Source organism: Micromonospora sp. NPDC023814, assembly GCF_040639595.1.
Lineage (GTDB): Bacteria > Actinomycetota > Actinomycetes > Mycobacteriales > Micromonosporaceae > Micromonospora.
Map to the genome: position 1 here is coordinate 85355 of NZ_JBFAAF010000024.1, position 16490 is coordinate 101844.

At 74.5% G+C, this 16490-nt stretch carries 18 protein-coding genes and 1 pseudogene; 11 read left to right on the forward strand and 8 right to left on the reverse strand.

Going from position 1 to position 16490, the window contains the following annotated elements:
* Positions 1-6 precede the first annotated feature (6 nt).
* Together AB0G14_RS15480 and AB0G14_RS15485 are read right to left on the reverse strand one after the other, a co-directional pair.
* Positions 7-1041 (reverse strand): helix-turn-helix domain-containing protein, encoded by a 1035-nt coding sequence (locus tag AB0G14_RS15480; protein WP_357697698.1) that lies wholly within the window; start codon positions 1039-1041, stop codon positions 7-9.
* Between the two features lie 79 nt (positions 1042-1120).
* Entirely contained in the window at positions 1121-1879 is a 759-nt protein-coding gene (locus AB0G14_RS15485) for a TetR/AcrR family transcriptional regulator (protein ID WP_357697700.1), read from the reverse strand.
* A 100-nt stretch (positions 1880-1979) separates the two neighbouring features.
* Here AB0G14_RS15485 and AB0G14_RS15490 point away from each other — a divergent pair, with 100 nt between their 5' ends.
* Entirely contained in the window at positions 1980-2951 is a 972-nt protein-coding gene (locus tag AB0G14_RS15490; protein ID WP_357697702.1) for an ATP-binding cassette domain-containing protein, read from the forward strand.
* On the forward strand, positions 2944-3717 hold the full coding sequence (locus tag AB0G14_RS15495; RefSeq protein ID WP_357697704.1) for an ABC transporter permease: 774 nt from the start codon (positions 2944-2946) through the stop codon (positions 3715-3717). Before AB0G14_RS15490 ends, AB0G14_RS15495 begins: the two co-directional genes overlap by 8 nt.
* A gap of 174 nt (positions 3718-3891) precedes the next feature.
* Here the strand turns inward: AB0G14_RS15495 and AB0G14_RS15500 are convergent, their stop codons facing one another.
* Together AB0G14_RS15500 and AB0G14_RS15505 are read right to left on the reverse strand one after the other, a co-directional pair.
* Entirely contained in the window at positions 3892-4395 is a 504-nt protein-coding gene (locus tag AB0G14_RS15500; protein ID WP_357697708.1) for a hypothetical protein, read from the reverse strand.
* A 66-nt stretch (positions 4396-4461) separates the two neighbouring features.
* On the reverse strand, positions 4462-6093 hold the full coding sequence (locus AB0G14_RS15505) for a RecQ family ATP-dependent DNA helicase (protein ID WP_357697710.1): 1632 nt from the start codon (positions 6091-6093) through the stop codon (positions 4462-4464).
* A gap of 160 nt (positions 6094-6253) precedes the next feature.
* Between AB0G14_RS15505 and AB0G14_RS15510 the strand changes: the two genes are divergently transcribed.
* Positions 6254-7087, forward strand: coding sequence for a class I SAM-dependent methyltransferase (locus AB0G14_RS15510; protein WP_357697712.1), 834 nt, complete (start codon positions 6254-6256; stop codon positions 7085-7087).
* Positions 7088-7129: 42 nt separating this feature from the next.
* Positions 7130-7765 (forward strand): helix-turn-helix domain-containing protein, encoded by a 636-nt coding sequence (locus tag AB0G14_RS15515; protein WP_357697714.1) that lies wholly within the window; start codon positions 7130-7132, stop codon positions 7763-7765.
* Positions 7766-7806: 41 nt separating this feature from the next.
* Here the strand turns inward: AB0G14_RS15515 and AB0G14_RS15520 are convergent, their stop codons facing one another.
* Together AB0G14_RS15520 and AB0G14_RS15525 are read right to left on the reverse strand one after the other, a co-directional pair.
* The gene (locus tag AB0G14_RS15520) at positions 7807-8757 is read right to left on the reverse strand and encodes a TIGR03557 family F420-dependent LLM class oxidoreductase (protein ID WP_357697716.1); all 951 of its coding nucleotides are present in this window, start codon (positions 8755-8757) and stop codon (positions 7807-7809) included.
* 91 nt (positions 8758-8848) lie between these two features.
* Positions 8849-8971, reverse strand: coding sequence for a hypothetical protein (locus AB0G14_RS15525; RefSeq protein ID WP_255474757.1), 123 nt, complete (start codon positions 8969-8971; stop codon positions 8849-8851).
* Between the two features lie 284 nt (positions 8972-9255).
* Here AB0G14_RS15525 and AB0G14_RS15530 point away from each other — a divergent pair, with 284 nt between their 5' ends.
* On the forward strand, positions 9256-10746 hold the full coding sequence (locus AB0G14_RS15530) for a glycoside hydrolase family 3 N-terminal domain-containing protein (RefSeq protein ID WP_357697718.1): 1491 nt from the start codon (positions 9256-9258) through the stop codon (positions 10744-10746).
* A gap of 44 nt (positions 10747-10790) precedes the next feature.
* Here the strand turns inward: AB0G14_RS15530 and AB0G14_RS15535 are convergent, their stop codons facing one another.
* Both AB0G14_RS15535 and AB0G14_RS15540 read right to left on the reverse strand, forming a co-directional pair.
* On the reverse strand, positions 10791-11078 hold the full coding sequence (locus AB0G14_RS15535; RefSeq protein ID WP_350706281.1) for a GNAT family N-acetyltransferase: 288 nt from the start codon (positions 11076-11078) through the stop codon (positions 10791-10793).
* Positions 11075-12299: pseudogene (locus AB0G14_RS15540) on the reverse strand (cysteine desulfurase-like protein). Before AB0G14_RS15540 ends, AB0G14_RS15535 begins: the two are co-directional and overlap by 4 nt.
* A 97-nt stretch (positions 12300-12396) precedes the next feature.
* Here AB0G14_RS15540 and AB0G14_RS15545 point away from each other — a divergent pair.
* The 6 genes from AB0G14_RS15545 to AB0G14_RS15570 all read left to right on the forward strand — a co-directional run bounded on the left by AB0G14_RS15545 (position 12397) and on the right by AB0G14_RS15570 (position 16331).
* Entirely contained in the window at positions 12397-12762 is a 366-nt protein-coding gene (locus AB0G14_RS15545; RefSeq protein WP_357452190.1) for a hypothetical protein, read from the forward strand.
* A 60-nt stretch (positions 12763-12822) separates the two neighbouring features.
* Complete coding sequence (locus tag AB0G14_RS15550) at positions 12823-13644, forward strand: DUF1206 domain-containing protein (RefSeq protein WP_357697721.1); 822 nt, start codon at positions 12823-12825, stop codon at positions 13642-13644.
* Between the two features lie 82 nt (positions 13645-13726).
* Positions 13727-14923, forward strand: a complete 1197-nt coding sequence (locus AB0G14_RS15555) for a mechanosensitive ion channel family protein (RefSeq protein WP_357697723.1) — start codon at positions 13727-13729, stop codon at positions 14921-14923.
* Positions 14924-15280: 357 nt separating this feature from the next.
* Entirely contained in the window at positions 15281-15715 is a 435-nt protein-coding gene (locus tag AB0G14_RS15560) for a phage holin family protein (protein WP_357697725.1), read from the forward strand.
* Complete coding sequence (locus tag AB0G14_RS15565; protein ID WP_357452201.1) at positions 15712-16062, forward strand: DUF3618 domain-containing protein; 351 nt, start codon at positions 15712-15714, stop codon at positions 16060-16062. The genes AB0G14_RS15560 and AB0G14_RS15565 overlap by 4 nt, the downstream gene beginning before the upstream one ends.
* Entirely contained in the window at positions 16059-16331 is a 273-nt protein-coding gene (locus tag AB0G14_RS15570; protein ID WP_357697727.1) for a DUF4235 domain-containing protein, read from the forward strand. The genes AB0G14_RS15565 and AB0G14_RS15570 overlap by 4 nt, the downstream gene beginning before the upstream one ends.
* Positions 16332-16490 lie beyond the last annotated feature (159 nt).

Sequence of the window (16490 nt, forward strand, 5' to 3'; positions counted from 1 at the left end):
CGGATGTCAGTCTGCCCCGACCGGGTTGACCGTGGACGCCGTCGAGTTGACTTTCCGTGCCGGCTCCGGCTGACTGGCGCGCCAGGATTGCGGCGTCATGCCGTGGGCCGCCCGGAAGACCCGGCTGAAGTGCGCCTTGTCGGGAAAACCCCAGCGTGCCGCGATCGCCTGGATCGGCTGGTTGCGCAGGCCCGGGTCGGCCAGGTCGTGTCGGCACCGCGCCAGTCGCAGGTCCCGGATGTACGACGCGACCGTCGACTCCTCGGCCTCGAAGAGCCGGTGCAGGCTGCGCAGCGAGATGTGGTGGGCGTCCGCCACCACCTGGGGGCTCAGCGTCGCGTCGCCCAGGTGCCGTTGGATGTAGCCCTGGACCTGGGTGACCAGCGCGCGCCGGCGTACCTCGGTGGGCACGGCGTCCTCGGCCACCAGGTGCCGACCGAGCATGGTGGACGCGAGGTCCAGCGCGACGGTGCCGAGCCGGGCGGCGTCGGCGGCATGGTACTGCTCGGGATGGTTGGCGACCTGGACGAGGAACTGCGCCAGCAGCGCGCCGATCCCCTCGGTGCCCGACATCCGGCCGCCGAGCAGGGGCGCCAGCCGGTCCGGCGGCAGCGGCAGCGCGCCGTGCGGGATGAGCGCCACCACCGACCGGGCCGCCTCCTGACCTCGGTCGTCGCCGAGGTGCCGGACGCCGTGCGGGCGCGAGGCGTGGTAGAAGGTGAACTCCTCGGGCCCCAGCATGCTGCTCCGGCCGGCCTGGCTGACCACGCCGTCGCCGTTGACGGTCAGCGCCAGCATGTAGACCTCCGGATCCGACTGGCGCACCAGCTTCGGCGTCCGGACGCAGTCCAGCGACGGGTACCGGTAGTTGACCACCTGGATCGGGCCGAGCTCGATGATCTCGGCCCGGGCGGCGAAGTCGTGCGCGTGCTCCGTCCGGATCCGCAGCGGGGTCGCCGTACGGGCCACCATGTCCAGCCACATCCCGAAGCGGTCTGCTGCCGGAACCTGCTCCGTGTCGATGGTGGTCCGCTGCAGCATCCCCGCCCCCCGTCCCTTGCTCTCCGCCCGGTGGCCATTGTGGGCGACGGGGCCGGCGGCGGCCAGGGAGGGTTCGCGTTCAGTCCGTCGCCGAGCGGCTGCGGACCAGCACCTCGACGCCGTCGAGCACCCGGTCGAGGCCGAACTGCCACTCCGCGTCGAACTCCTCGTCGTCGTCGTCGGCGACGCCTTCGGCCAGCAGCGCGCGGATCGCCGGGTACGGGCCGTGCCGGGTCAGCCGGGCGAGCTGCTGCCAGTAGCGTGCGCCGGCCTCGTCCGGGCTGATCCTGGTCCGTGTCGCCGCCTCGGTGATGTCCGCCGTCAGGGTGGCCCATTGCCGGGCGTACCCGTTGACCAGCAGGATCGTTGAGAGGCGCTCGGCGGCGCGCAGGCCGGTACCGCGCAGGGTGTCCAGCCCCTGTTCCATCCAGCGCACCTGGTTGGGGCCCATCGGCGGACCGCCGACCGGGACGTGCCGGGTCCACGGGTGGCGGTGGATCGCTGTCGCGTTGCCCAGCGCCCAGCGGGCCAGCGCCGGCCGCCACCCCTCGTCCGCGCCGCGCGGCGGCGGCGGATCGCCGTACGCGGCGTCGGCCATCAGCTCCAGCAGGTCGCTCTTGGCGGAGACGTAACGATAGAGCGACATGGTGCCCACGCCCAGCTCGCCGGCGACGCGGCTCATCGACACCGCCGGCAGTCCCTCGGCTTCGGCCACCCGGATGCCGGCGGCCACCACCTGCGCCAGGCTGAGGCTGCGCTTGGGGCCCTTCCCAGGGCGTTCGCGCAGGCCCCAGGCGATCTCCACGCTCTCGGGCAGCTCGACGTCGGCGTCGCTCACCCTCACCCTCACCTCCCGATCCGGCTTGACCGTCATCCTAGCCTCTGCGTATGGTCTACGCAGAATCGCGTACGGCATACGCGGAAGCGGAGGGTGAGCGGTGACGGGAGCAACAGCACCTGAGGCGGTGGAGACGATCGACCTACGCAAGTCGTACGGCGGGGTCACCGTGCTCGACGGCCTGACCATGCGGGTCGCCCGGGGCAGCGTGTACGCCCTGCTCGGCCCGAACGGGGCCGGGAAGACCACGACCGTCCGGATCCTGGCCACGCTCGCCACCCCCGACGGGGGCGTGGCCCGGGTGGACGGTCACGACGTGGTGCGCGACCGGCGCCGGGTGCGGCGGGCGATCAGCCTCGCCGGCCAGCACGCGGCGCTCGACGACCAGCAGACCGGCACGGAGAACCTGCACATGATGGCCCGGCTGGCCGGGCTGTCCCCGGCCGCCGCCCGGCGACGGGCCGCCGACCTGGCGGAGCGCTTCGACCTGGTCGCCGCCGCCGGACGGCGGGTGGCGACCTACTCCGGCGGCATGCGCCGCCGCCTCGACCTCGCGGCCAGCCTGGTCGGCGAGCCGTCCGTGATCTTCCTCGACGAGCCCACCACCGGCCTCGATCCGCGCAGCCGGCAGGGGCTGTGGGAGGTGGTGGCCGAGCTGGCCGGGGCGGGGGTGACGGTGCTGCTCACCACCCAGTACCTGGAGGAGGCCGACCGGCTGGCGGACCGGATCGCGGTGCTGCACGGCGGCCGGCTCGCCGCCGAGGGCAGTGCGGGCGACCTCAAGCGCCGCTTCGGTGCCCACCGCCTGGAGCTGACGCTGCGCGACGCGCCGAGCTTCGCCGCGGCGGAGCGCCGCCTCGGCGACCGGGTCACGCACCGCGACCCGGCCCGGCTGGAGTTGGCGGTGGCGACCGACGGGGGCGCGCCGCACGTCCGGCACCTGCTCGACGAGGTCGACCCGGACCGGCAGGACCTCGCCCGGTTCACCGTCCGCGAGGCCACCCTGGACGACGTCTTCCTCACCCTGACCAGCGACCAGGTGGCGACCGCGCGGGAGATGGCCCGTGTCTGAGCTGACCCTGCGGCCCTCCCGCGCCGGCGAGGCGCTCGTGCTGGCGGCGCGCTGCCTGCGGCTGTCCCGGCGCAACGTCGACGCGCTGCTGACTTCGCTGCTGCTGCCCGTGATCCTGATGCTGCTCTTCGTCTACCTGTTCGGTGGCGCGATCGACACCGGCACCCGGTACGTCACCTACGTGGTCCCCGGCGTGCTGCTGCTCTGCGCCGGCTTCGGGGCGGCGGGCACGGCCGTCAGCGTGACCACCGACCTGACCGAAGGGGTGATCGAGCGGTTCCGCACGATGGACGTCAGCGCCGCCGCGATCCTCGGCGGGCACGTCGTGGCCAGCGTCGTCCGCAACACCGTCTCCACCGTGCTGGTGCTCGCCGTCGCCGTCGCCATCGGCTTCCGCCCGACCGTCGCGCCGCTGCGCTGGCTGGCCGCCTTCGGGGTGCTGCTGCTCTTCCTGCTCGCCGTGTCGTGGCTCTCGGCCGCGTTCGGCCTGCTGGCCCGCACCCCGGAGGCGGCCGGCGGCTTCACCTTCCTGGTGATGTTCCTGCCCTACCCGAGCAGTGCGTTCGTTCCGGTGGAGACCATGCCGAGCTGGCTGCGGGGCTTCGCCGACCACCAGCCGGTCACACCCGTCATCGAGACGCTGCGGGCCCTGCTGCTGGACACGCCGACGGGTGCGGCTCCGGCCCGGGCCGTGGCCTGGTGCCTCGGGATCCTGCTCGTCGCCGTGCTGGCGAGCGTGGTGCTGTTCCGCCGCCGGGTCGCCTGAGCGCCGCGCGGACCCGCCGCGCGGACCCACCGCGCGCCGACCCGCCGCGCGGACCCGCCGCGCGCCGACCCGGGCGACCCGGCCCGGCCGCCCGCGCCGGACGCGCGACGGCGGTCACCCGGAACGGGCGACGGCGGCACCGGACCTCGTTCCGGCGCCGCCGTCGTCGACGTGTCAGTCGTTGAGCACCTGGGCGAGCCGGTCGCGGAAGCGCCGCTCCGAGTCGCTGACCACGTCCCCGCCGAGGCCGAGGATGCCGCCGCTGGACGCCGCGCCCACCACCTGCTCGGCGATGTCCACCAGCCAGTGCTTGTACGCCCCGGCCTCGCCCTCGTCCACCTTGGCGGCCAGCAGCGCCGCGGCCTCCTTGGCCCGGCCCAGCACGTCCTCCAGGTAGGCCCGCGGGTCGGACGGCGCGATGACCGGCAGCTCCTCGCCGGCCTCGGGGTCGCCCACCTGGGAGACGACCTCCCCGGCGACGGCGGCGACCAGCGGGCTGGCCGACTCCCGGCCGGCGGAGATGGTCTCCAGCCCGGCCGCGTTCTCCGCCATGGTGCGCTTGGTGCCGTCGGACTCGGCGGCGCTCGCCGCGGTCAGCACCGACTGCGGCAGGCCGACCAGCAGCCCCCATTCCTCGTCGGAGAAACCGAACCCGGTGTACGCCGGCTGCTCGATCACGGCAACGCCCCTTCCCGCACTGAATCGCTCGTCGTCCACGGCCCCGCCAGCGGTGCCCGGCTCAGGCTAGTCGAGCGTCAGCAGGCCCTGTTCGGACACCACGCTGACGGACAGCGTCTTGTACCCCACCTCGTCGAAGAGAACCGTCATCCGGTCCTCCTCGTAGCTCAGCACCAGGCCGGTGCCCCACTCCGGGTGCCGGACCTGGCTGTGCACCGGGAACGGCCCGACCGCGCCGTCGTCGGCGGTGCTGGTGCCGGCGTGGCAGTTGTCGCAGTGCCCGCAGACCTTGGTCATCTGCTCGCCGAAGTAGGCCAGCAGCGTCTGCCCCCGGCAGCCGGTGGTCTCGGCGAAGGCCCGCATCATGTCGGTGCGCGACCGGGTCACGCTCTGCTGCCGCTCCGCCTCGGCCAGGGCCGCCGCGGCGGCGTCCACGGGCGTGGGGGAGTAGCGGGGCGCGCCGACGCGCTGCCTCGCCTGCGGCTCGACCGCGCCGACCTGCTCCAGCAGGGCGAGGTACTGGCCGAGCTTGCGTGGGCCCAGGCCGGTGACCTCGCGCAGCTCCTTCTTGGTGCGCGCCTGCTTGCGCAGCAGCGCGGACAGGTCGCGCAGTTCCGTCTCGTCCGGCAGCCCGCCGCTGAAGAACCGTTGCAACCCGACGTCCTCGGCCTGCCAGAGCAGCAGCACCCGCGCCGGCGCGCCGTCCCGGCCGGCCCGCCCGATCTCCTGGAAGTAGCTGTCCGGCGAGTCGGGTAGCGCCATGTGGACCACCCACGCGATGTTGGGCTTGTCGATGCCCATCCCGAACGCCGAGGTGGCCACCATGATCGGCACCTGGTCGGCGAGGAACGCCTCGTGCAGTTCGGCGCGGGCGCCGGCCGCCATGCCGCCGTGGTAGTACTGCGCCGGGAACCCGGCGTCGGTGAGCCGGGCCGCCAGCTCCTCCGCCGCGCGCCGGGTGGGCACGTAGATGATGCCGGGCCGGGTGTCGTCGCGCAGCAGGGCGAGCAGCCGCCGCCACCGGTAGTCCTCCGTCGGGCAGTGGGCGACCTCGAGGAACAGGTTCGGCCGGTCCAGCCCGGAGACCACCACCTCGGGCTCGCGCAGCCGGAGCCGGGCGACGATGTCGTCGCGTACGGGCGGTGAGGCGGTCGCCGTCAGCGCCACCACCGGCGGCCGGCCGATGCCCTCGACGAGGTGGCCGAGCGCCAGGTAGTCCGGGCGGAAGTCGTGCCCCCACGCGGAGATGCAGTGCGCCTCGTCGATCGCCACCAGCGCCGGCTTCAGCGACTTCACCTCGGCCGTCCGGTCGGGGTTGGCGAGCTGCTCCGGGGTGATGAAGAGGAACTCCGCCCGCCCGTCGCGGATCTCGGCGATCGCCTCGGCCTGCTGGGCGGGCGACTCGTCGGAACTGATCCGCACCGCGCGCAGCTCCGGCCGCTGCCGCTCGTTGAGGGCCGCGATCTGGTCCTGCTGGAGGGCGAGCAGCGGGGAGACCACCACGGTCGGGCCGGGGATCAGGCTGGCCGGGATCTGGTAGATCGCCGACTTGCCGGCGCCGGTGGGCAGTACCACCAGGGCGTCGCGGCGCTTCATCACCGCCCGCATGGCGGCCAGTTGGTGGGGCCGCAGTGCCGTCCAGCCGAAGAGGCTCTTGGCCGCGCGGCGCAGGGTCGTCGAGTGCGTGGACAGTTTCATCGAGGGCCGGAGGTACCCGCCGTGATCAGCGGCGAAACCGCCGCCCGGTGGGTGGCGCGGACGATGCCCCGACGGCCGGCTCCGTTGACAGCCGGAACACTCGTCGGCCATCATGAACGCTCGTTCATGAACGGTGGTTCATGCATTCCGGAGGTGGTCGATGATCGTCAACGAGCAGCAGGCGCAGGCGTGGAACGGTTACGAGGGGCGGCACTGGGCCGCGCACCACGACCGCTACGACGCGGTGAACAGCGGGTTCAACGAGGCCCTGCTGGCGGCCGTACGCCCCGGTGACCGGGTCCTCGACGTCGGCTGCGGCAACGGCCAGCTCACCCGGCTGGCGGCCGGGCGGGCGGGCGCCGGCGAGGCGCTCGGCGTCGACCTCTCCGCCCCCATGCTGGAGCGGGCCCGGGACCGGGCCGCCGCCGAACGGGTGGACAACGTCCGGTTCCACCGGGCCGACGCGCAGGTCCACCCGTTCCCGCCAGGGGCGTTCGACGTGGCGCTGAGCCGCTTCGGGGTGATGTTCTTCGCCGACCCGGTGGCCGCCTTCGCCAACATCGGCCGCGCGCTGCGGCCCGGCGGTCGCCTCGCCTTCCTCTGCATGGACGACATCCGTCGACGTGACCTCGGCCAGGTGCTCGCCGCCCTCGCCGCCCACCTGCCCCCGCCGGACGGGGACGGGACGGGGGTGGCCGAGCCGCTGTCGCTGGCCGACCCGGCGGTGGTCGACCGGGTGCTCACCGCGGCCGGCTTCACCGACGTCGACTGCGCCGCCGTCGAGGCACCCCAGGTCTGGGGACGGGACGCCGCCGACGCCGCGGCCTTCCTGGCCGGCTGGGGGCCGATCCGCCACCAGTTCGACCGCGTGGACCAGGCGACCGTCGACCGGGCCACCGCCGCGCTGACCGAGGCGCTGCGCCGGTACGAGCAGCCCGACGCGGTACGCCTGCGCGGCACCGCCTGGCTGGTCACCGCCCACCGCCCCGGCTGACCGGGGCGGCCGGCCCTCGACGATGTCTCTACGATTCGGGTGATGTCACCCAGAACAGCGGCGGCCCTGCGGGGCGGCGACCGGAGCCTGCGCGAGCACCTGATCGCCACGGCGGAGCGGCTGATCGCCGACCGCGGCGTGGCCGGGTTGACCGTGCGCGACATCGCCCGCGCCGCCGGGGTGGCCGACGGCGTGCTCTACAACCACTTCGCCGACAAGGAGGAGTTGCTCGCGCACGCGCTGCACGCCCACGTCCGCGCCGCCGAGGAGCGGGCGGGCGGGCCGGCGCCGGAGCCGGGCACCGGGACCGTCGGGGCGAACCTGCGCACGCACCTCACCCGGGCCCTCGCGCTGCACGCGGCGGTCCTGCCGGCCTTCACCGGGCTGCTGCACCAGCCCCGGGTGCTCGCCCGCTTCGCGGAGCTGCCCAGTCCCGCCGCGGGCGGCTCGGTGCGCGCGGAGCTGGCCGACTACCTGCGGGCGGAGCAGCTGCTCGGCCGGGTGGCCCCGGACGCCCGGCCCGACGCCGTCGCGGCCCTGGTCGTCGGGGTCTGTCACGACCTGGTGCTCGGCCACCTGCTCGACCCGGCCGCCCCGGCCCCGGCCGAGCTGCCCGCGCGGACCGTCGACGACCTGGTCGTCACCCTGCTACGCGGCATCGCCCTGGCGACCGACTGAGCCGGGGCCGGGGCACCTGTCGCGCCGGCGGGAAACACCGCTCAGCGCAGGCGCGGGAACACCTCGCGCTGGTAGAGGTCGAGCAGGCCCGGCCAGTTCGGCCCGGTGTTGGCGACGTAGACCTCGTCGAAGCCGGCCTTGGCGTACTCCTCGATCTTGGCCAGGTGCGCGTCGGCGTCCCGCCCGCAGACGAACGCGTCCTTCATCATCTCCGGCCGGACCAGCTCCGCGGCCTGCTCGAAGTGCCGCGGCGAGGGCAGCACCTGGGACAGTTCGCCCGGCACCCCGGCGTTCGGCCAACGCTCGTACGCGATCCGCATCCCCTCCTCCTCGGTCTGCGCGTACGCCGCCTTGAAGCCGGCCTGGCACGGCTTGTCGCCGCCGCCGCCCGCGCGGAACCGCCGGACCAGTTCGGCGTCGGGGGACGTGTTGACGAAACCGTCGCCGATCCGGGCCGCCAGGTCGACGGCCTTCGGGCCGAAGCCCGACACGTAGATCGGCGGGGGAGTGTCCGGCAGGGTGTAGATCCGGGCGTGCTCGACGGTGTAGTGCCGGCCGTGGTGGTTGACGAAGCCGCCCCGCCAGAGTTCGCGGATCACCGCGACGGCCTCCTCCAGCATCTCCAGTCGGACGTCGGTCTGCGGCCAGACGTCGCCGAGGATGTGCTCGTTGAGCGCCTCGCCGCTGCCCACCCCGAGCACGAACCGGCCGGAGTGCATGACCGCGCTGGTGGCCGCCGCCTGGGCGACGATCGCCGGGTGGACGCGCACCGTCGGGCAGGTGACGGCGGTGGTGACCGGGAGCCGGCAGACCTGGCTGAGCGCGCCGATCACCGACCAGACGAAGGGGCTCTGCCCCTGCGCGTCCGTCCACGGGTGGTAGTGGTCGGAGATCCAGAGCGCCTCGAAGCCGGCCCGCTCCGCGGCGCGCGCCTGTTCGAGCAGCTCCGCCGGCGCGTACTCCTCCGTGGACAGGAAATAGCCGATCCTCATGTCTCTCCCTCGCCGTGTCGTACCGGGTCCAACGAGGCAGGCGGTACCCCGGTGGCCGCCGTCGGAACCGGCCGGGCCGCGCGGGTGGGGATCAGCGCCGGAACATCGCACGGATCGCGGCGAGCAGCAGCAGGCCGCCGACCACCAGGCCGAGCAGGCGTACGCCGGGGATGTCGGCCGGGCTCGTCGCGTCGGCCAGCAGCAGGGGATCCATCCCCGAACTGTCCCCAGCTCCGCGCCCGACGGCAACTGTAAGGTTTATTGACTATTCTGTCGGGCGATGTGACCATGGCAGCACCGCCGCCGGTGGCGGGCCGCCGGGGGCGCGGAGAAGACGGGGGTACGACGACCGCATGAGCGAGCGAACCAGCAGACACCACACGGGCGGGCCGGCGTGAGCGGGCGCGCCGGCCGGACGCCGGGGCACCGGCAGGTGGCACCCCGCGCCGGGCGGGCCGAAGTGGTGACGCCCCGCGCCGGGCGGGCCGAGGTGGTGGCGTGAGCGCCGGAAGCCTGGCGGCCCTGGCCGCCGCCGTCCTGCAGCCCGGATTCGTCGGCACCACCCCGCCGCCCTGGATCTGCCGCTGGCTCGGCGAGGGGCTCGGCTCGGTGGTGCTCTTCGCCCGCAACGTGGTCGACCCGGAGCAGGTGGCCGCGCTGACCGCCACCCTGCGCGCCGAGCGCCCGGACGTCGTCGTCGCCATCGACGAGGAGGCCGGCGACGTGACCCGGATCGAGTCCGCCCGGGGCAGCTCCCGGCCCGGCAACTTCGCCCTCGGCGCGGTGGACGACCCGGCGCTGACCGAGCAGGTCGCCCGGGACCTCGGCGCCGACCTCGCCGCGCTCGGGATCACCCTGGACTACGCGCCGGACGCCGATGTCAACTCCAACCCGGCCAACCCGGTGATCGGCGTCCGCTCCTTCGGCGCGGAGCCGGCGCTGGTCGCCCGGCACACCGCCGCCTGGGTGCGCGGCCTCCAGGCCGGCGGGGTCGCCGCCTGCGCCAAGCACTTTCCCGGGCACGGGGACACGCGGGTCGACTCGCACCACGCCCTGCCCCGGATCGCGGCCGACCGGGCCCGCCTCGACGCCGTCGAGCTGGCCCCGTTCCGGGCCGCCGTGGCCGCCGGCGTGCAGGCGGTGATGACCGGCCACCTGCTGGTGCCGGCGCTGGACCCGGAGCTGCCGGCCACCCTCAGCGGCCGGATCCTGGGCGGGCTGCTCCGCGACGAGCTGGGCTTCTCCGGCGTCGTGGTCACGGACGCGGTGGAGATGCGGGCCGTCGCCGGCCGGTACGGCTTCGCCGGCGCGACGGTACGTGCCCTCGCGGCCGGGGCCGACGCGATCTGCATCGGCGGCGAGCGGGCCGACGAGGAATCGGCGCGGCTGCTGCGGGACGCCATCGTCGCCGCCGTCGTCGCCGGCGACCTGCCCGAGGAACGCCTCGCCGAGGCGGCCAAGCGGGTCGGTCAGCTCGCCGCCTGGACGGTGACCGCGCGCGCCGACCGGCCGCCCCGGCCCCGCCCCTCCGTCGAGGGCTCCGCCGTCGGGCTGGCCGCCGCCCGCCGGGCGCTGCGGGTCACCACCGCGCCCGCCGGCGTCGGCGCCCTGCCACTGGCCGGCCCCGCGCACGTGGTGGAGTTCGAGCCGCCGCGCAACATCGCGATCGGCCCGGAGACGCCGTGGGGCCTGGCCGCCCCGCTGGCCGACCTGCTCGCCGGCACCACCACCGCCCGGTACGCCGAGGCCGACGTACCCGCCGACCCGACCGCCGGTGCGGCCGGCCGGTGCGTGGTGCTGGTGGTGCGCGACCTGCACCGGCACGACTGGGTGCGGGCGGCGGTGGGCCGCGCGCTGGCCGCCCGCCCGGACGCGGTCGTGGTCGAGCTGGGCGTGCCCGAGGCGGTCACCGGTGCCGTCCACGTCGCCACCCACGGCGCCACCCGGGCCGCCGCCCGCGCCGCCGCCGAGCTGCTGACCGGTCGCTGACCCGCCCGCCCTGCCGACGTCGCCGACCGCCCGGGTCGCCCCCGCTACGCCTCGGGGACGACCAGGTCGGCGTACTCGGGGTGGCGGTCGATGAAGGCGGCCATGAACGGGCAGCGCGGCACCACTCTCGTGCCGCGCTCGCGGAGCTGGTCGAGGGTGTCCCGGACCAGCGTCGCGCCGACGCCCATGTTCTGGAACTTCGGGTCCACCTCGGTGTGGGTGAAGACCAGCACCTCGCCGCGCGGCAGGTACGCGGTGAACCCGGCCAGCGCGTCGTCGACCAGGATCTCGAACCGGTGCTTGGCGGGGTTGTCCTCGACCAGGGTGCTCACCCGGCCATTCTGCCCCCGTCACCGGCGAGCCGGTCCAGTTCGGCGAGCAACCGGTCCACCTCGTCCGCCGTGTTGTAGTGGTAGATGCTGGCGCGCACCGCCCCGCCGCTGTCCCGCAGCCCCGTCGCCTGGAAGTACTCGTAGGCGTAGTAGTCGCCCGCGGAGAGGCAGAACCCGGCCGCGCCCAGCTCCTCCTGGGTGCGCTGCGGGGAGAGCCCGGCCAGCCGGAACGACACCGTCGGGCAGCGTCGGGCGGGGGATCCGAGCACCCGGACGCCGGGCAGCCCGGCCAGCCCGCCGAGCAGCCGCTCCAGCAGCGATTCCTCGTACGCCTGCGCGGCGGTCAGCCCGGCCCGCAGCCGCTCCCGGCGGCTGCCGGTGGCCGCCGGGTCCAGCCCGGCCAGGTGGTCCACCGCGGCGGCGACCCCGACCAGTAGCGGGAAGCTCGGCGTGCCGTACTCGAAGCGGTCCGGCACGGCGTCGGAGGAGGGCCGCAGCTTCGCCGGGCGCAGTCGCTCCCAGACGGCCGGCTCGGCCGCCACCGCGGCCAGGTGCGGCCCCGACCACTTGTAGGCGCTGGTGACCAGGAAGTCGGCGCCCAGCGCGGCGAGGTCGGTGGGGCCGTGCGGCACCGAGTGCACCCCGTCGACGCAGACCAGCGCGCCGGCCGCGTGCGCGGTCTTCGCGATCGCCGCCACGTCGGGGACGGTGCCGATCGCGTTGCTGCCGGCGGTCACCGCGACCAGCCGGGTCCGCTCGCCGACCAGGTCCGCGTACTGCCCGGCCGGCAGCTCCCCGGTGACCCGGTCGAACTCGGCCCAGCGCACCGTCGCGCCGACCGCCTCGGCGGCCTGCACCCAGGGGCGGACGTTCGCGTCGTGGTCGAGCCGGGAGACCACCACCTCGTCGCCCGGCCGCCAGCCCGCGCCCAGGGTCCGGGCCAGGGTGTACGTCAGCGCCGTCGCGCTCGGGCCCAGCACCACCCCGTCGGCTTCCGCGCCGAGCAGGTCGGCCACCGCCGCGCGGGCGGCGGCCACCATCTCCAGGGACCGCCGGCCCGGCGGGAACGCGGCGCTGCGATTGCCCACCGCCGCGCATCGCGTCGGCGACCGCGTCGACCACGGGCGCGGCGGCCTGGGTGCCCCCGGCCCCGTCGAGGTGGACGAAGCCCTCGGCCAGGGCGGGGTAGGCGGCGCGGGTGCGGGCGATGTCGAACGGCATGCCGGGACCCTAGCCGCGCCGGTCGCCACCGGCGCCGCCACCTGGGCGGATGATCACCACAGTGCCGGGGTCGCGGTCGTCTCGTACCCTTGGCCGCGTGACGAACCGACGCGTTTACTCCCCGCTGACCCCCACCCGCCGGGCTGCCGGCCTGCTGGCCGGCCTGGCGCTCGGCGTCGCCCTGCTGGCCGGTTGCAGTTCCGAGGGCGCCTCCACCGACTGCGGCCTGGACGCCTGCACGGTCACCTTCGACCGTGGCGTCGAGGCCAGCACCACCATCCTCGGCGTGGAGGCCAAGCTGGTCGGCGCGCAGGGCGACCAGGTGACCGTCGAGGTGGCCGGCGAGCAGCTGTCGCTGACCACCGGCCAGCAGGCCACCGAGGTCGGCGGCTTCTCCGTGACGCTGGACAGCGTCACCGACCAGGAGGTCAAGATCCGGGTGGCGAGGAACCCCGGCAACTGACCCGCCCGGGGCGGCGGTGGCCGACGTTTGGGGATCTTCGCATTCGGAGATTGTGGCGCCATGTCACTCACCCGGAACGCCGAAGCCACCGCCTCCCGTACGGCGAACAGCCGGTGGCTCGAACTGTTGGCCCGGGCCGGTTTCATCGGCTACGGCATCGTGCACCTCCTGTTCGCCTGGCTGGCGCTGCAGATCGCGTTCGGGAAGCCCGCCGACGACGGCGACCAGTCCGGTGCGCTGCGCACCATCGCCGCCCAGCCGCTGGGCAGGTTCCTCGTCGTCACCATCGCGGTCGGCCTGTTCGCCATGGCGATCTGGCAGGCGCTGGAGGCGGCGGTCGGGCACCGCGCCGAGCGCGGCAAGGAGCGGGTCTGGGAGCGGCTGGCCTCGTTCGGGCGGACCCTCGTCTACCTCTACTTCGCCTGGACGGCCGTCAAGGTCTTCAGGGATGCCGGCTCGAACAGCGCCGACCAGCAGGAGGCGCTGACCGGCCGCGCGATGGAGTCCTCCGGCGGTCGCTGGCTGGTCGGCCTGGCCGGGCTCGTGCTCGCCGCGATCGGCGTCGGCCTGGTGATCTACGGGGTGGTCAAGCGCTTCGAGAAGCACCTGAAGAGCTTCGAGATGAGCCCGCGGACCCGCCAGTTCGCCCGCCGGCTCGGCGTCGCCGGCTACGTCGCCAAGGGCGTCGCGTACGGCATCGCCGGCCTGCTGATCATCCTGGCCGCCGTCAACTACGACCCGGAGAAGGCCCGGGGCCTGGACGCGGCGCTGCACACGCTGCGCGACCAGTCGTACGGTCAGCTGCTGCTCACCCTCGTGGCCCTCGGCATCGCCGCCTTCGGCCTGTTCTGCTTCCTCCAGTCCCGGTACCGCAAGGTCTGAGCCTGGTCGATTCCGGGGCCGTCGGGCACTATTGGGCCTTTGCCCCGAAACAGGCCGCCCGGTCCGGAGGAGGACAGAACCCGTGCAGAGCTACCTCGGGACGATCGTCGCCGCGCTCGCCGCGGCGGCGATCGCCCTGTTCGTCGTCGAGGTCGTGCATCGCGTGGTCCGGCGGCTCGGCCGGCGCTCGCTGCTGCTGACCGAGCTCACCGAGCACGCGCACCGGTCGAGTCAGGTCGCCGCCACGGTCCTCGCCGTCCAGTTCGCCGTCCGCTTCAGCACCGGCTACGCGGTCGGCGAGCAGTGGCGGCAGGTGCTGCTGCACTCGCTGGTGCTCGGCGTGATCGCGAGCGTCGCCTGGCTGGTCGCCTCGCTGCTCGTGGTGGCGGAGGACACGGCGCTCGCCCGGTTCCGGGTGGACGTGCCGGACAACCGGCACGCGCGGCGGGTGCGGACCCAGGTGGTGATGCTGCGCCGGTTGACCATCGCGGTGATCGTCGTCCTGGCGGTCGGCGTCATGCTGATGACCTTCCCGGCCGTACGCGGCATCGGCGCCGGCGTGCTGACCAGCGCCGGTGTCGTCGGTGTGGTCGCCGCGCTCGCCGCGCAGAGCCTGTTGGGCAACGTCTTCGCCGGCCTCCAGCTCGCCTTCAGCGACGCGGTGCGCCTCGACGACGTGGTGGTGGTCGAGGGGGAGTGGGGCCGGATCGAGGAGCTGACCCTCAGCTACGTGGTGGTGCAGATCTGGGACGACCGCCGGCTGATCCTGCCCACCTCGTACTTCACCACCAAGCCGTTCCAGAACTGGACCCGCACGGAGGCGGCCGTGCTGGGCACCGCCGAGTTCGACGTCGACTGGGCGATCCCGGTGCAGGCCATGCGGGAGGAGCTACGTCGCCTGGTGGAGAGCACCGACCTGTGGGACGGCCGGGTCTGCGTGCTCCAGGTGACCGACGCGACCGGCGGCATGATCAAGGTGCGCGCCCTGGTCAGCGCGGCCGACGCCGGCAGCCTGTGGGACCTGCGCTGCCTGGTCCGCGAGCACCTGGTCGCCTGGATCCGGGACCAGCGGCCGACCGCGATGCCCCGGATGCGTACCGAGATCGGCGACGCGGAGAGCAACCTGCCGTGGCAGTGGGTACGGCCCCGCCGGCCGGTGCGCCGCCTCGCCGACGGCGAGGTGCCCGACGACGCCCGGGTCTTCGGCGGCAGCGACGACGGCGACGCCCGCAGCGAGGCCTTCGTCGGCCCCGACGAGCCCGCCGAAACCCGCCGCTGACCCCCGCCCCGCGATCTTGCGCTTTGTGCCCTCCGAATGCGGAGAACGTCCGCTTTGCCGGGGCGGAAAGTGCAAGATCGCGAGGCGGGGTGGGAGGGTCGTGACCTGTGGGGGGTGGGGGCGGTTGGAGGTGTGGGTGGGGTTGTGCCTCGTGGGGTGACCGGGCGGAGTGCGCTGGCTCGGGAAGTTTGACCGGGCGTTTCGTGGGGACCTGCTGCGCGACGCTTCTGCACCTCCTCCCGCGCGCCGTCCATCGGCACGAGGGACGCGGCGGCCCGGGCTCACCGGCCGCCGCGCGAAGGATTGACGGGCGGCGACTCCGGGCATACAGCGCGGTGATGATGAAAGGAGGACAGCATGGCTGACGTGGCGAACGCCCGCACATCCCGCGACGGGAGCGAGCCGTCCACCGCCGAGCTGGTGCAGCGGGCCACGGAGCAGGTCTCCCGCCTGGTCCGCGACGAGCTGGCCCTGGCCCGCGCGGAGCTGACCCAGAAGGGCAAGCATGCCGGCATCGGCATCGGCCTCTTCGGCGGCGGCGGGGCGCTGGCGCTCTACGGCCTGGGCGCCCTGGTCGCCACCGCGATCCTGCTGCTCGATCTGGTGCTGCCGGCCTGGGCCGCGGCCCTGATCGTCGCGGTGGTGCTCTTCGTGATGGCCGGCGTCCTCGCGCTGGTGGGCAAGAAGCAGGTCAGCCAGGCGGTCCCGCCGGTGCCGGCGGCCACGGTGCGCAGCGTCCGGGCCGACGTCGACACCGTCGCCGCCGCGGTGAAGGACAGGGGGCGGGCATGACGACGGGCAACGGCCGGGGCACCGGCGACACCGAGGCCCTCCGGGAGGAGATCCGGCGGACCCGGGTCGAGTTGGGCGAGACCATGGAGGCGCTGGCCGCCAAGGCCGACGTCAAGGCGCGGCTGAGGTCCTCCGCCGACCAGGCGAAGGAGCGGATGCGGGAGCAGGCCGCGCAGACCGTGGCCCGGGTGCGCGGGCAGGCGGCGCAGAAGGCGCAACTCGCGCGAGGGCAGGCGCAGGAGACGGGCGCGGTCGTCCGGCGCAACCCGGCGCCGTTCGTGGCCCTCGCGGCCGGCGCGGTGGCCGCCGCTATCGTGCTGTTGATCGTCCGGGGGAGGCGCAGGTGAGCAGGAACATCGGGAGGGCCGCGTACAAGCCGGTCGGCGTGCTGACGGGCATCGCCGCCGGTGCGGTCGCGGGCATGATCTTCCGGCAGGTCTGGAAGGTGACGGCGGGCGACGGCGAGGCACCCAGCGCCACCGACGAGGACCGCGGCTGGGGCGAGATCCTGGCGGCGGCGGCCTTGCAGGGCGCCATCTTCGCGGTCGTCCGGGCCGCCGTCGACCGGGGCGGCGCGGTGGGCGTACGCCGGATGACCGGGCACTGGCCGGACTGACCCGGCTTTCGCCGAAGGCCCCCTCGCCCACGGGCGGTTTCAAGGGGTCGTTGCAACGCGTTGGCTAGTTGTACTGCCCAGGGACGTTGGTCAACCTGGTGATGGGCGGCTTGCCGCCGGTTGCGGTGTGGGGTCGGTGGTGATTGTAGTGATGCAGGA

What these genes read in the sequence shown, in the direction of transcription:
- AB0G14_RS15480 (WP_357697698.1), bottom strand. Translation starts at nt 1,041, where the DNA reads ATGCTGCAGCGGACCACCATCGACACGGAGCAGGTTCCGGCAGCAGAC.
- AB0G14_RS15505 (WP_357697710.1), bottom strand. Translation starts at nt 6,093, where the DNA reads ATGAAACTGTCCACGCACTCGACGACCCTGCGCCGCGCGGCCAAGAGC.
- AB0G14_RS15510 (WP_357697712.1), top strand. Translation starts at nt 6,254, where the DNA reads ATGATCGTCAACGAGCAGCAGGCGCAGGCGTGGAACGGTTACGAGGGG.
- AB0G14_RS15515 (WP_357697714.1), top strand. Translation starts at nt 7,130, where the DNA reads ATGTCACCCAGAACAGCGGCGGCCCTGCGGGGCGGCGACCGGAGCCTG.
- AB0G14_RS15520 (WP_357697716.1), bottom strand. Translation starts at nt 8,757, where the DNA reads ATGAGGATCGGCTATTTCCTGTCCACGGAGGAGTACGCGCCGGCGGAG.
- AB0G14_RS15525 (WP_255474757.1), bottom strand. Translation starts at nt 8,971, where the DNA reads ATGGATCCCCTGCTGCTGGCCGACGCGACGAGCCCGGCCGACATCCCC.
- AB0G14_RS15550 (WP_357697721.1), top strand. Translation starts at nt 12,823, where the DNA reads ATGTCACTCACCCGGAACGCCGAAGCCACCGCCTCCCGTACGGCGAAC.
- AB0G14_RS15560 (WP_357697725.1), top strand. Translation starts at nt 15,281, where the DNA reads ATGGCTGACGTGGCGAACGCCCGCACATCCCGCGACGGGAGCGAGCCG.
- AB0G14_RS15565 (WP_357452201.1), top strand. Translation starts at nt 15,712, where the DNA reads ATGACGACGGGCAACGGCCGGGGCACCGGCGACACCGAGGCCCTCCGG.